Origin of the sequence: Sphingomonas cellulosilytica, from assembly GCF_052321755.1 — a bacterium.
In the GTDB taxonomy this organism is placed as follows: Bacteria; Pseudomonadota; Alphaproteobacteria; order Sphingomonadales; family Sphingomonadaceae; genus Sphingomonas.
This window is the reverse complement of the sequence record NZ_JBQRTT010000007.1, coordinates 58,799-71,179: the sequence shown is the minus strand read 5'-3', so window position 1 is coordinate 71,179 and position 12,381 is coordinate 58,799. Positions and strand designations below refer to the sequence as shown.

General features: G+C 69.5%; 10 protein-coding genes. 7 read left to right on the top strand and 3 right to left on the bottom strand.

Features of this window, described 5'->3' with window-relative positions:
• Nucleotides 1-3 precede the first annotated feature (3 nt).
• Complete coding sequence (gene paoC / locus ACTZQ5_RS11840; RefSeq protein WP_443585391.1) at nt 4-2,223, top strand: aldehyde oxidoreductase molybdenum-binding subunit PaoC; 2,220 nt, start codon at nt 4-6, stop codon at nt 2,221-2,223.
• A 43-nt stretch (nt 2,224-2,266) separates the two neighbouring features.
• On the opposite strand, the gene ACTZQ5_RS11835 is transcribed toward paoC, so the two are convergent.
• Together ACTZQ5_RS11835 and ACTZQ5_RS11830 are read right to left on the bottom strand one after the other, a co-directional pair.
• A complete protein-coding gene (locus ACTZQ5_RS11835) occupies nt 2,267-3,553 on the bottom strand; it encodes an Hsp70 family protein (protein WP_443585390.1) in 1,287 nt (428 codons plus the stop codon).
• Between the two features lie 84 nt (nt 3,554-3,637).
• Nucleotides 3,638-4,438 carry a SirB1 family protein gene (locus tag ACTZQ5_RS11830; protein WP_443585389.1) on the bottom strand — a complete coding sequence of 267 codons (801 nt, stop codon included), beginning with the start codon at nt 4,436-4,438 and terminating at the stop codon, nt 3,638-3,640.
• Nucleotides 4,439-4,543: 105 nt separating this feature from the next.
• Between ACTZQ5_RS11830 and ACTZQ5_RS11825 the strand changes: the two genes are divergently transcribed.
• The 4 genes from ACTZQ5_RS11825 to ACTZQ5_RS11810 all read left to right on the top strand — a co-directional run bounded on the left by ACTZQ5_RS11825 (nt 4,544) and on the right by ACTZQ5_RS11810 (nt 8,891).
• On the top strand, nt 4,544-4,954 hold the full coding sequence (locus ACTZQ5_RS11825; protein ID WP_443585388.1) for a hypothetical protein: 411 nt from the start codon (nt 4,544-4,546) through the stop codon (nt 4,952-4,954).
• Between the two features lie 93 nt (nt 4,955-5,047).
• Nucleotides 5,048-5,554: a 2Fe-2S iron-sulfur cluster-binding protein gene (locus ACTZQ5_RS11820; RefSeq protein WP_443585387.1), complete on the top strand. Its 507-nt coding sequence runs from the start codon at nt 5,048-5,050 to the stop codon at nt 5,552-5,554.
• Entirely contained in the window at nt 5,551-6,552 is a 1,002-nt protein-coding gene (locus ACTZQ5_RS11815; RefSeq protein ID WP_443585386.1) for an FAD binding domain-containing protein, read from the top strand. Before ACTZQ5_RS11820 ends, ACTZQ5_RS11815 begins: the two co-directional genes overlap by 4 nt.
• Nucleotides 6,549-8,891: a xanthine dehydrogenase family protein molybdopterin-binding subunit gene (locus ACTZQ5_RS11810; RefSeq protein WP_443585385.1), complete on the top strand. Its 2,343-nt coding sequence runs from the start codon at nt 6,549-6,551 to the stop codon at nt 8,889-8,891. Before ACTZQ5_RS11815 ends, ACTZQ5_RS11810 begins: the two co-directional genes overlap by 4 nt.
• 13 nt (nt 8,892-8,904) lie before the next feature.
• Here the strand turns inward: ACTZQ5_RS11810 and ACTZQ5_RS11805 are convergent, their stop codons facing one another.
• Nucleotides 8,905-10,671, bottom strand: coding sequence for a hypothetical protein (locus ACTZQ5_RS11805; RefSeq protein WP_443585384.1), 1,767 nt, complete (start codon nt 10,669-10,671; stop codon nt 8,905-8,907).
• A 147-nt stretch (nt 10,672-10,818) separates the two neighbouring features.
• On the opposite strand from ACTZQ5_RS11805, the gene ACTZQ5_RS11800 reads away from it, so the two are divergent.
• Nucleotides 10,819-11,076, top strand: a complete 258-nt coding sequence (locus tag ACTZQ5_RS11800) for a hypothetical protein (RefSeq protein WP_443585383.1) — start codon at nt 10,819-10,821, stop codon at nt 11,074-11,076.
• A 293-nt stretch (nt 11,077-11,369) separates the two neighbouring features.
• Nucleotides 11,370-12,368: a helix-turn-helix domain-containing protein gene (locus ACTZQ5_RS11795; RefSeq protein ID WP_443585382.1), complete on the top strand. Its 999-nt coding sequence runs from the start codon at nt 11,370-11,372 to the stop codon at nt 12,366-12,368.
• Nucleotides 12,369-12,381: the final 13 nt, after the last annotated feature.

Genomic DNA, 12,381 nt, shown 5'->3' with positions numbered 1-12,381 from the left:
TCCATGAAGTTCGAAACTCCCGCAGGCGCCAATCCGATCGACCGCATGCAGGTGGTCGGCCGTGCGCAGGATCGCATCGACGGCCCGCTCAAGACGACGGGGCAGGCGCGCTACGCCTATGAGCATCACGCCGACGTGGCGAACGCCGCCTATGGCTATGTCGTCGGATCGGCGATCGCCAAGGGCCGGGTCAACGCGATCGACACCGCTGCGGCCAAGGCGGCGCCGGGCGTCATCGCCGTGGTCACCGCCGCCGATGCGGGCAAGCTCGGCAAGGGCAAGTTCAACACGGTGAAGCTGCTCGGCGGCCCCGATGTCGATCACTACCACCAGGCGCTCGCCGTCGTCGTCGCCGACACGTTCGAACAGGCGCGCGCCGCCGCCGCGCTCGTTCGTGTCGATTACGCCCGCGGCAAGGGGCGCTTCGACCTCGACGAGGCATTGAAGACGGCGCCGCTCACCGGCGGCGACAGCGACGAGGGCAGCGGCGCGCCGCCGGTGGATCGCACCGGCGCGTTCGAAAAGGCGTTCGCCGCCGCGCCGGTGAAGCTCGACGGCCATTACACCACGCCCGATCAAAGCCATGCGATGATGGAGCCGTTCGCCTCGATCGCATCGTGGCAGGGCGATCACCTGACGCTGTGGACGTCCAACCAGATGATCGCCTGGGGGCATGGCGACCTGGCCAAGACGCTGGGCATCCCCAAGGAACAGATCACCTTCATGTCGCCCTATGTCGGCGGCGGTTTCGGTGGCAAACTCTTCCTGCGCACCGATGCGGTGCTGGCGGCGCTCGGCGCCAAGGCGGCGGGGCGGCCGGTGAAGCTGGCGCTCAGCCGGCCGTTCATCCCCAACAACACCACGCATCGGCCCGCGACGCGCCAGCGCATCCGCATCGGCGCGAACAAGGATGGCACGATCACCGCGATCGCGCACGAAAGCGGATCGGGCGACCAGCCGAACGGCGAGCCCGAGACGGCGGTCAACCAGACCAAGCTGCTCTATGCCGGCGCCAACCGCCTGACGGCGATGCGTCTGGCGGTGCTCGACCTGCCCGAAGGCAATGCGATGCGCGCACCTGGCGAGGCGCCGGGCATGATGGCGCTGGAAATCGCGATGGACGAAATGGCCGAAAAGCTCGGCATGGACCCCATCGCCTTTCGCGTGAAGAACGACACGCAGGTCGATCCCGAAAAGCCCGAACGCCGCTTCTCGCAACGCCAGCTGGTCCGCTGCCTGCAAGAGGGCGCGGAGCGGTTCGGCTGGGCGCGCCGCAATGCGCGGCCCGCGCAGGTCCGCGACGGCCGCTGGCTGGTCGGCATGGGTGTCGCCGCCGCCTTCCGCAACCATATCAACATGGCGTCGGGCGCCCGCGTGCGGCTGGGCCGCGACGGCGTGGTGACGGTCGAGACGGACATGACCGATATCGGCACCGGCAGCTACACGATCATCGCGCAGACGGCGGCGGAAATGATGGGCGTGCCGCTCGATGCCGTGGTGGTGAAGCTCGGCAATTCCGCTTTCCCCGTATCCGCCGGATCGGGCGGGCAGTTCGGCGCCGCCAACTCCACCGCCGGCGTCTATGCCGCCTGCGTCAAGCTGCGCGCGGCGGTGGCGCAACGGCTCGGCTACAATTCGGCGGACGCCGTGTTCGCCGACGGCAAGGTGACCAGCGGCAACCGCTCCGCCGCCTTGGCCGAAGCGGCCAAGGCTGGCGACCTGTCCGCCGAGGACAAGATCGAATTCGGCGACCTCGAAAAGCAGTGGCAGCTGTCCACCTTCGGCGCGCATTTCGTCGAAGTCGGCGTCGATGCCTATACCGGCGCGACGCGTATCCGCCGCATGCTCGCGGTGTGTGCCGCGGGGCGCATCCTCAATCCCAAATCGGCGCGCAGCCAGGTGATCGGGGCGATGACGATGGGCGTCGGCGGTGCGCTGATGGAGGAGCTGGCGGTGGACAAGCGCTTCGGCCTGTTCATCAACCACGACCTCGCCACCTACGAGGTGCCGGTGCATGCCGACATCCCGCATCAGGAGGTGTTCTTCCTCGACGAGGCGGACGACAAGGCCAATCCGATGAAGGCCAAGGGCGTCGGCGAACTCGGCCTGTGCGGGGTCGGCGCGGCGGTGGCCAATGCGGTCTACAATGCGACCGGCGTGCGCATTCGCGACTATCCGCTCACCCTCGACAAGCACCTGGAAAAGCTGCCCGCGGTCGCGTGATCGCGTGACGGCCGTTCCCGCCCCGGACGTACTCCGGGGCGGGTCAGGCCGCCCAGGCTGCCACGTCGTCCTGTTGCGCGATCAATGCGAGGCCGTGTGCGATCGAGGTAAGTTCGCCGCCGCTCTCGATCAGCGTCGCGCCGAAGCGATCGGTGAAGATCGATCGCACGGCGGGGACGAGCGAGGTCCCGCCGGTCAGGAACACCCAGTCGACCTGCCCCTCGTCCACGCCCGCCGCGGCGAGTGCCTTGTCGACCGTCGCCGCGATCCGCGCGACGTCGTCGGCGATCCAGCCTTCGAATTCGGCGCGCGTCACCTCAGCGGCGATGTCCACCCCTGCCCCTTCGAACGCGAACCGCGCCGCGTCGGCGCTCGACAGCGCACGCTTCAGCCGTCCGACCGCATCGTAGAGCGGAAAACCGAGCTCGTTCTCGATCAGCGCGATCAACCGCCCGATCGCCTGCGGGTCGATCGCGCTGCGGCGCAGCCGGTCGAGTTCGGCGAGGGTGCGCCGGTTGCGCATCAGCGCCAGCCGCGACCAGTCGGCGACATCGGCGAAATAGCCGCCGGGAATGTCGAGCACCTTGTCGAACGAGCGGTATTGGCTGCCCTTGCCGAGGAACGGCAGCACCAGCCGTTCGACGATCCGCGCATCGAACCGGTCGCCGGCCAGGCCGATGCCGGCATGCCCCATCGGTACGCAACGACGCGGCGCGCCCGGTTCGGCCACCCGCACCACCGAAAAGTCGCTGGTACCGCCGCCGAAATCGGCGACCAGCAGCGTCGCAGGCTCGTTCAGCCCGGCGGCATGGCCGTACGCGGCGGCGAGCGGTTCGTAAACGTAATGCACCTCCCGAGCGATGCCGGCGAACATCGCATCGTAGCGCGTCCGCGCCAGCGCCTCGTCGGGCCGCGCGCCCGCCCAGGCGACCGGGCGGCCGACGACGATCCGGTCGAGCCGGTCGAGCGCGCCGCCGGCATGGCCGGCAAGCTTGCCGAGGAACAGCCGGCCCAATTCCTCGAACGGCAGCCGCCGCTCGAACACCGGCGCCGTGTCGAACGAGGCGCTGGCGGCGACCGACTTGAACGACTGGAGGAACCGGCTGTCGGAGGGAAATTCCAGATATTCGCGGATCGCCGCCGATCCGGCCTCTACCGCCAGGCCGCCGCGCACATCCTCGTCGTGCCAGAAGCACAAGGCGGTGCGGAACACCGCCTCGCCATCGTCGAGCGTGACGAGGGACGGGTCGCCCACGCCCGACGCCTGCGCCGCCACGGTGTTGGTGGTGCCGAAATCGAGGCCGATGGCACGGCGGGGGGAAAAGGTCATCGATCGGGTCCGGGCAGCGGGCGGGCCGGCGGCCTTAGAGGCCGTATGAGCATCGGCGAAGAGCCAATATCACGCGGCGTGCCCTTATTCCGGCGGCAGCGCCTCCAGCATCTGCGCCACGCGCTGCCGCAGCGGCGCATCGCGCGTCACCTCCAGGATCGCGCCCAGGCTGGCGCGGGCGGCCGCGACCTCGCCGTCGACCAGCTCCAGCCGCGCCCGTTCCCACCAGGCGTGGACGAACGCCGGCGCCATGGTCGTCATGCGGGTATAGAGCGTCAGCGCCCGGCGTCCCTTGCCCGCCTGTTCGGCGCGCGAGGCCTGATTCTGCAGCAGCCGGACGAGCACCGCGCGATTGGGCATCGCCGCGACATGGGTGACGGCGCGGCCGTCTTGCGCATATTCGGCGACCAGCGCGGACAGGCGCTCGGCCCCGACGCGGGCACCGCCGGCGAAGGGATCGACGATCACCGGATCGGCCTGTTCGCCGATCAGCACCAGCACATGCCCCGGCACGTCGAGCGCCGCCGCTTGCCAGCCCAGCCGCCGCGCCACCGCGACCCACAGGATCGACAGGCTGACCGGCAGCCCGCGGCGGCGATCGATGACGCGGATCAGGTCGGCATTCGCCGGATCGTCATAGCTGTCGGCATCGCCGGTGAAGCCGAATTCGCCGTTCAACACCTCGGCAAGCGCATCGGCACGCTCCGCCGGCGTCTCGGTATCGCCGCCGACGATCTCCAGCCGCGCCTCGATCGCATCGATCAGCTCGCGATACGGCGCCAGATCGGTATCTGGGTGATCGAGGAGCGCCAGCGACAGCGCCGCCTCGTCAAGGTCGATCTCGTCCTCGTCGAGGAGGCCGAGTGTGTTCAGGTCTTCATCCATGCCGCTACAGATGGGGATGCCGCCACGCGAAATCGACCATCGCCGCGCCTTTCGGTTCGTCGCGGGTCAGCACCGGTTCAGCCTCGCCGTGCGATGGATTGCGGCATGTTCAAGATGCTTCTCACCGCAGGCGCCACGCTGGCTCTGTCCGCCGCCGCGCCTTCGGTCGCGGCCCCCGCCCGCCCCACGCCGGCCCAGCAGCTCGACACGGCGCTCGCCGGTCGCGTCGCCGGCCGGCCGACCCATTGCATCAATCTCACCGACATCACCTCGACCGAGATCATCGACGGCACCGCCATCCTCTATCGCAGCGGCGGCCGCCTCTACGTCAACCGGCCGCGCGCCGGCGCGGCGTCGTTGCGCGACGACGATATCCTGGTCACGCAGACGTTCGGCTCGCAATTGTGCAGCATCGACACCGTCCGGCTGGTCGACCGCCTCGCCCGCTTCCCGCGCGGCTTCGTGTCGCTAGGCGAGTTCGTGCCCTATACCCGCGTGAAGCCCGCCGCGTCGTAATTCGGCGGTCCCACACGGAAAATCGGCTACCGCGTGGGACAATCCATGTTACGCTTCGTTTCCAATACGCTGGTTGGCGATACGGAGACAGGCATGGCGCTCATCATCAACGGGTCGGCGGTCGCTCCACCGGCCGACCCACGCGTGTCGCTACTCGATCATCTGCGCGAGACGCTGCACCTCACCGGTACCAAGAAGGGTTGCAACCAAGGCGCCTGCGGTGCCTGCACCGTGCTGGTCGACGGCGAGCGCATCCTGTCCTGCCTTGCGCTGGCGGTGCAATATGACGGGCGGCAGGTGACGACGATCGAGGGGCTGGCCGATGGCGACGCGCTCCATCCGGTGCAGGCCGCCTTCATCGAACATGACGGGTTCCAGTGCGGCTATTGCACCCCGGGCCAGATCTGTTCGGCGATCGGCATGGCGGCGGAGGCACGGCGCGGCGTACCCAGCCACGTCAGCGCCGATCTCGCCGCGGACGTCACCCTGACCAATGACGAGATCCGCGAGCGGATGAGCGGCAACCTGTGCCGGTGCGGCGCGCATAACGGGATCATCGACGCGATCCGCGACAGCCTGGTGACGGAGGCTGCGGCATGACCCCCTTCAGCTACGCGCGCGCGGGCGACACGGCCGAGGCGCTGCGGCTCGGCACCGATGCCGCCTCTCCCGGCGTCGTCGCCTATCTCGGCGGCGGCACCAACCTCGTCGACCTGATGCGCGAAACCGTGGCCCGGCCGGAACGGCTGGTCGACGTCACCGGCCTGTCCGACCGGATCGAGGACACCGACGGCGGCGGCCTGCTGATCGGTGCCGGCGTGCGCAACACCGCGCTGGCCGAGCATCGCGGCGTGCGCACCCGCTATCCGCTGCTGTCGCGGGCGATCCTGGCCGGCGCCTCGGCGCAGATCCGCAACATGGCGACGGTCGGCGGCAACCTGCTGCAACGCACCCGCTGCACCTATTTCTACGACACCGACGGATCACGCTGCAACAAGCGCGCACCCGGCTCCGGCTGCGACGCGCGCGACGGGTTCAATCGCATCCATGCCGTGCTCGGCGCCTCCGAGGCGTGCGTGGCGACGCACCCGTCCGATATGTGCGTCGCGCTCGCCGCGCTCGACGCGGTGGTGCACATCGAGGGTCCGCAGGGCGCCCGGACGCTGCCGTTCGGCGAGCTTCACCGGCTGCCCGGCGACCGGCCCGACCTCGATACGATGCTCGCACCCGGCGACCTCATCACCGCGGTCGAATTGCCGCCGCTGCCGCTCGCCGCGCACTCCACCTATCGCAAGGTGCGCGACCGGGCGAGCTACGCCTTCGCCCTCGTCTCCGTCGCGGCGGCGCTGGAGATGGACGGCGACCGGATCGGCGATGTCCGCATCGCCTTCGGCGGCGTCGCGCATAAACCGTGGCGCGCGCTCCGGGCGGAGGCGGCGCTGCGCGGCGGCCCGGCCGAAGAGGCGGCCTTCCGCGCCGCGGCGGCCGAGGAGTTCGCCGACGCGCAGCCCTTGCGCGACAACGCCTTCAAGCCCGCGCTGGCGGCGCGCACCCTCGCCGCCGTGCTGACCGAACTCGCCATGGGAGAGGCGGCATGAGCATCGTCGATACCGCAAAACAGGCCGCGCAGGGCGTGATGCAAAGCGCCATGGAGAAACTGGTCCCGCTGGCGCCGGACAGCTGGATTCCGGGCGGCGTCCCCGATCCGCTGATCGCGCGCAAGCACGGGCTGGTGGGAAAGCCCGTCTCCCGCCTCGACGGGCCGTTGAAGGTGCAGGGTGCCGCACCCTTCGCCGCCGAATTCCGCTTCGACGGCATGGTCTATGCCGCGCTGCGCTATGCCACCATCCCGCGCGGTCGCATCACCGCCATCGACACGGCGGCTGCCGAAAGCGCACCCGGCGTGGTGCTGGTGATGACCCATCGCAACGCGCCGCGCATGAACACGCCGGCGGTGTTCGGCTCGTCGCCGACCGCGGTCGGCCCCGCCGACCTGCCGATCCTGCAGGACGACCGCGTCCATTGGAACGGCCAGCCGATCGCCTGCGTGCTCGCCGAAACGCAGGATCAGGCCGATCACGCCGCCTCGCTGCTGCGCGTCACCTTCGCCGAGGAGCCGTCGACCACCACGCTCGCCGGCGCCAAGGCGAACGGCATCGAACAGGGCCTGTTCATGGGCCAGCCGCTCAAGAACGAGATCGGCGATGCGGCAGCGGCGCTGGCGGGGGCGCCGCATGCGGTCGACCACGTCTATCACACGCCGCGCCACAACCATAACCCGATCGAGCCGCATGCGGCGACGCTGGCCTGGGTCGACGGCACGCTGGTGATCCACGACGCCAGCCAGATGGTGACGCAACAGGCGCAGACGATCGGCGAGGTCTTCGACCTGAACGCCGACGGCGTGCGCCTCACCTCGCCCTATGTCGGCGGCGGCTTCGGCAGCAAGGGACTGTGGGACCATCAGGTCATCGCCGCCGCCGCCGCGAAGCTGGCGGATCGCCCGGTGCGCATCGCCCTGTCGCGCGAGGGCGTCTATCGCACCGTCGGCGGGCGGACGCTGACCGAACAGCGCGTCGCGATCGGCGCGCAGGCGGATGGCCGGTTCGAGGCGCTGATCCACACCGGCCTGTCGGTCATGACGCCCCACAATGCGATGCCCGAACCCTTCATCCTGGGAACGCGCGCCGCCTATGCCTGCCCCAACGTCACGTTGGGGGTGGACGTGGTGCGGATGAACATGCTCGCCAACACGTTCATGCGCGCCCCCGGCGAGGCGGTCGGCACCTTCGCGCTCGAATCGGCGATCGACGAACTGGCGGTGGACCTGGGCATGGACCCGGTCGACCTGCGCATCCTAAACGAGCCGGAGAAGGATCCGACCTCCGGCCTCCCCTTCTCGTCCCGCCATATCGTCACGGCATGGCGGCAGGGGGCGGAGCGCTTCGGCTGGGCCGACCGCCCCGTCGAACCGGGATCGCGTCGCGAGGGCGAATGGCTGATCGGTATGGGCTGCGCGACCGGCACCTATCCCTATTACCGGATGCCGGGTGCGGAGGCGCGGATCACCCTCACCCGCGACGGCGACACGGTGCGGGCGGAGGTGGAGGTCGCCGCGGCGGAAATGGGCATGGGCACCGCCACCACCACGGCGATGGTCGCTGCCGAACGGCTCGGCCTGCCGCTCGACCAGGTGGCGGTCGGCTATGGCGACTCGGCGATCCCCGGCGCGATCATGGCCGGCGGATCGCAGCAGACCGCCGCGATCGGCGCTGCCGTCATCGCCGCCCACAATGCGTTGGTCGACGAGTTGCTGACGCTCTCCGGCAACGATTCGCCGCTCGCCGGCCTTTCGGCGGACGAGGTGGCGAGCGGTGACGGCGGCCTTGCCCGCCGCGACGCGCCGGCCGAGCGCGAAAGCTATGCCTCCATCCTCGCCCGGGCGCAGCGCGACAGCGTCACGGTCACCGCGGCAGGATCGCAGCCGCTCGAACTGATGCACTGGTCGATGCATTCGCACAGCGCCTTGTTCTGCGAGGTGCGGGTCAACGCCGTCACCGGCGAAACCCGGATCGCCCGCTTCCTCGGCGCCTTCGATTGCGGCCGCATCCTCAATCCCAAGACCGCGACCAGCCAGTTCCGCGGCGGCATCATCATGGGCCTCGGCATGGCGCTGATGGAGGAAACGCAGTTCGACGAGCGCAACGGGCGGATCATGAACCCCAGCCTCGCCGAATATCACGTGCCGGTGCACTTGGACGTCCCCGACATCGACGTGATGTGGACCGACATCCCCGATCCGCACACCCCGATGGGTGCGCACGGCATCGGAGAGATCGGCATCACCGGCGTCGCCGCCGCGGTCGCCAACGCCGTCTATAACGCCACCGGCCGCCGCATCCGCGACCTGCCGATCACGCTCGACAAGCTGCTGTAGCGCCCGCCACCCGCTACCGCGCGTCGAGCGACTGCAGCACCGCCTCCGCCTTGGCGCGTTCGGGCGAATCGTACCCGCCGCGGGCGACCGGCATCAGCACCGCTCGCGCGGTCGGCGCCCCGCGCGCCGCCAGCGCCGTGCCGAGCGCCAGCCGCGTCGACGGCGCGTTCGGCACCACCGTCAACGCCTTGGCGAGGCCATCCACCGCGATGGCCGGTGCCGTATCGCCCGCTTCGGCGAAGCTGCGGTAATAAGCGATCAGCGGTTCCGGCGCCTCGGTGTCGGCTCGGTTGGCGCGGGCGATCGTCGCGCGCGCCTTGCGCAGCAACGCCGCGCGCGCCTCGCCGGTCAGCCCGCCCGCCTGCTGCGCCATCGCGACCCCGCTCCAGGTCAGCGCGGCACTGCTCGCCGGGGCCAGTGCCAGCGCGCGCTCGGCGGCCGCGCCACAGGCCGTCGCATGGCCGCTGCGGCATTCCGCTTCGGCGAGCAGCACCTGCGCGCCCTCGTCGCGCGGGAATTTCGCCGCGTCCGCGTGCAGCCGTGCCAGCCACGCATCGCGCTGCGCCAGCGCCGGGGCGGAGCCGCTCGCCGCCGCCTCGATCCGCGATCCCAGTTCCAGCCGTCCCTTCACGAACGCCGCCTCGCCGACCGACAGCCGGCGCACGATCGGCGTCACCGCCCGGTCGGCGGGATAGGTCATCCGTTCGAACGGCTTCTTCGCATAGAAATACTTGCGCAATTCGGCGGCAAGCGTCGCCGGATCGCCGAAGACCGCCGCGGCTTGCGCGGGCGGGGTGCCGGCGGCGATCGCCTTCAGATAGGCATGGAACTGGCCGTTTCGCGTCGGCGAGAAGAACAGGAAATGCGTCAGCATCCAGGCGTGGACCGGCGTCCAGCGCGTCTTGTCCGGCGATTCCGACAAATAGGCGCCGCTCAGGATATCGGCGAGGCGCACGTCGCCGAAGCGGTGCAGCACCGCCGTCGTGCCGGCCGGCGGCCGCCCATATTCCATCACCGTATCGCCCCGCACCATCAGGGTCGAAAACAGCTGCCCGAACCCGTCCAGATACCAGCGCGGATAGGCGGCGGGGAAGAAGGTGGTCAGGTAATGCTGCGCGAACCCCGCATAGATCATGCTGTCGGCGGAAAGCGGCACCGCTTCCTCGCCGACCGGACGGATCAGGTCGTTGCTGCTTTGCAGGCCGAACAGCCCCGCCTGCCCGGTCGCCATCGCGTTCGCACCGACGCCGCCCGGACTGCCCGGCTGCGCACTCATCGATTCCGGCGGCCCGATCTGCACGCCCATCAGCGCATCGGCGACCGCCACGCCCCGGCGCAGCACCGCCCGCTGGTCGATCCGCGTCGTCGCCAGCACCGCGCCGTCCTCGCGCGGATCGTAATAGCGGCGCACGTCGAACGCGGCGTTGAACGGCCCCTGCTGCCAGCGCAGGTTGCGCAGGTCCATCCTCTGGAACTCGGCGACGTCGCCGATCAGCGTCACGCGCAGCTTCGCCGTATCGTCGGTCCGGTCGGCGCGGCCGAGCAGCACGGACAGCAGGAAATACAGCCGCTCGAGGTTGTGCGCGATCTGCGTTACCTCGCGCTCTGGCCCATCGCTCAGCACGATGACGTGCTGCGTCTCCGCCTCGCGCCAATTGCTCGGGCGGGCGCGTTGCCCCTCGACGACGATATCGCCACCCGGCGCGGGCGGAACCTGCGCGCCTGCCATCATGGGCCATGCCAGCAGCGCCGGCCAGCCCATCCACCGCATCCTCCGCATCACGCCCCTTCCCTCACGCGTCAGCGCTATCCGGGGCCATCAGATCACGGATGGCGGCAGGCGAACAGCCGGAAAGCGACCAACCCGGCCATTTTCATCTCGCCTGATCGTACGTCAGGATCGCGCCCGCCTGGGCAGGGGCACGGCATGCATGTCGGTATCGGGACGCAGCGATCCCCGCCGGAGCGCCCGCATCTGCTGTTCCCCGACCAGATCGATCGCATGCTGCACATGGCAGGAGGCCACGCTCAAGCCCTCGGCATCGATGAGGAGGAGCGCTTTGTGCAGGCAGGTCAATGCTTCTTCACGTCGTGTCGGCATCGTTCCATCCTCTCCCCGATCCCCGGGTTCCACCTGGTCTTTCGAGGGGATACGCGCCCTGCTGCACGCAACCCGATCGAATGACGAACGCCATCATAGATCAGTGGAAACGCACCAACGATATGTTTTCCCTCGATAATTTCAGTATTTTGGTGTGTTGCGCCGCGCCACACCCGCCCGATACGGACATTTTACGCAAAATTGCTATTCGGCTGCCATGGCTTCGTATCGGGTTGACGAAAGGCGAGCCGCCGTGTCTTCGCAATTCTTGTATGCCACCAAAATGGACTGTTGCGCGATAGCCACATGTCAATAGGATTGTGCGCCATGGAAGCGCGCCTGTCTTTGCCTGACGCACCGTCGTCGGGCCGGTATCGATGAACCCGGCGGACGGCGACCGCCGGGCTGCTGCCGATTGGCGACCGCAGCAGCGCTTCGTCCACAGCATCGTCGATTCGGATCAGCTCGACCAGTTGAACCATGGTGGCGGCATCGCCGTCCGCTTCGCGCCGACGCAGAGCCGCAGCGTCCACCTCGCCTTCGCCGGCAGCCAGAGCGACACGCTCAGCGTCTGGCAGACCCACAGCGCCAAGGGCTTCATCAGCGCGCCCAAATCGGCCGCCGACCTCGTCACGATCCGCTTCGTCGATCAGGGTGCGATGTCGCGGATCGACTGGCGCGGCGCCGACCTTGTCGTCGGGTTCAACCAGGCGCTGCTCTCGTCGTTCGAGGCGATGCGCTGTGAACAGGCGACGCCCGGTTTCTCCGCCATCACCGCGACGGTGCGCCGCGATGCGGTGATCGAGGCATGCCGGGCGCTCAGCGGTGCCGATGCGCCGATCCTGCCGCAGTTCGACACGGTGGTCGATCTGCGCACCAGCGGCCTGCCCGCGGTGCGCGCCACCATGCTCGCGCTCCAGCACACGCTGTCGCAGGACCAGCACGAAGCGGACCTGATGAACCCGCTGCTGGAGGAGGTGCTGCTGTATCAGCTCGTCGGCTGCTGGCCGACGGCCGGCACGCCGCCGCCGCCGCGCACCGCCGATCTCACCGCACAGGCCGTGCGCCGCGCCGTCGATTATATCGAAGGCAATCTCGGCCGCAGGATCGCGATCCAGGATATCGCCGCCGCCGCCGGCCTCAGCGTGCGCGCGCTCCAGATCGCCTTCAAGCAGCGCGTCGGATGCAGCCCGGTGCACTATCTCATCGGCCGCCGCCTCGATCGCGTGCATTCGCACCTGCAGATCGCCGAAGGCAAGACCATCCGCCAGATCGCCAGCCTGTGGGGCTTCGTCCACATGAGCGACTTCGCCCGCCGCTACCGCGAACGCTTCGGCACCCTGCCCAGCGCACGGGACCCGGCGCTCCGCCATTGAGTGGCGGGGTGGC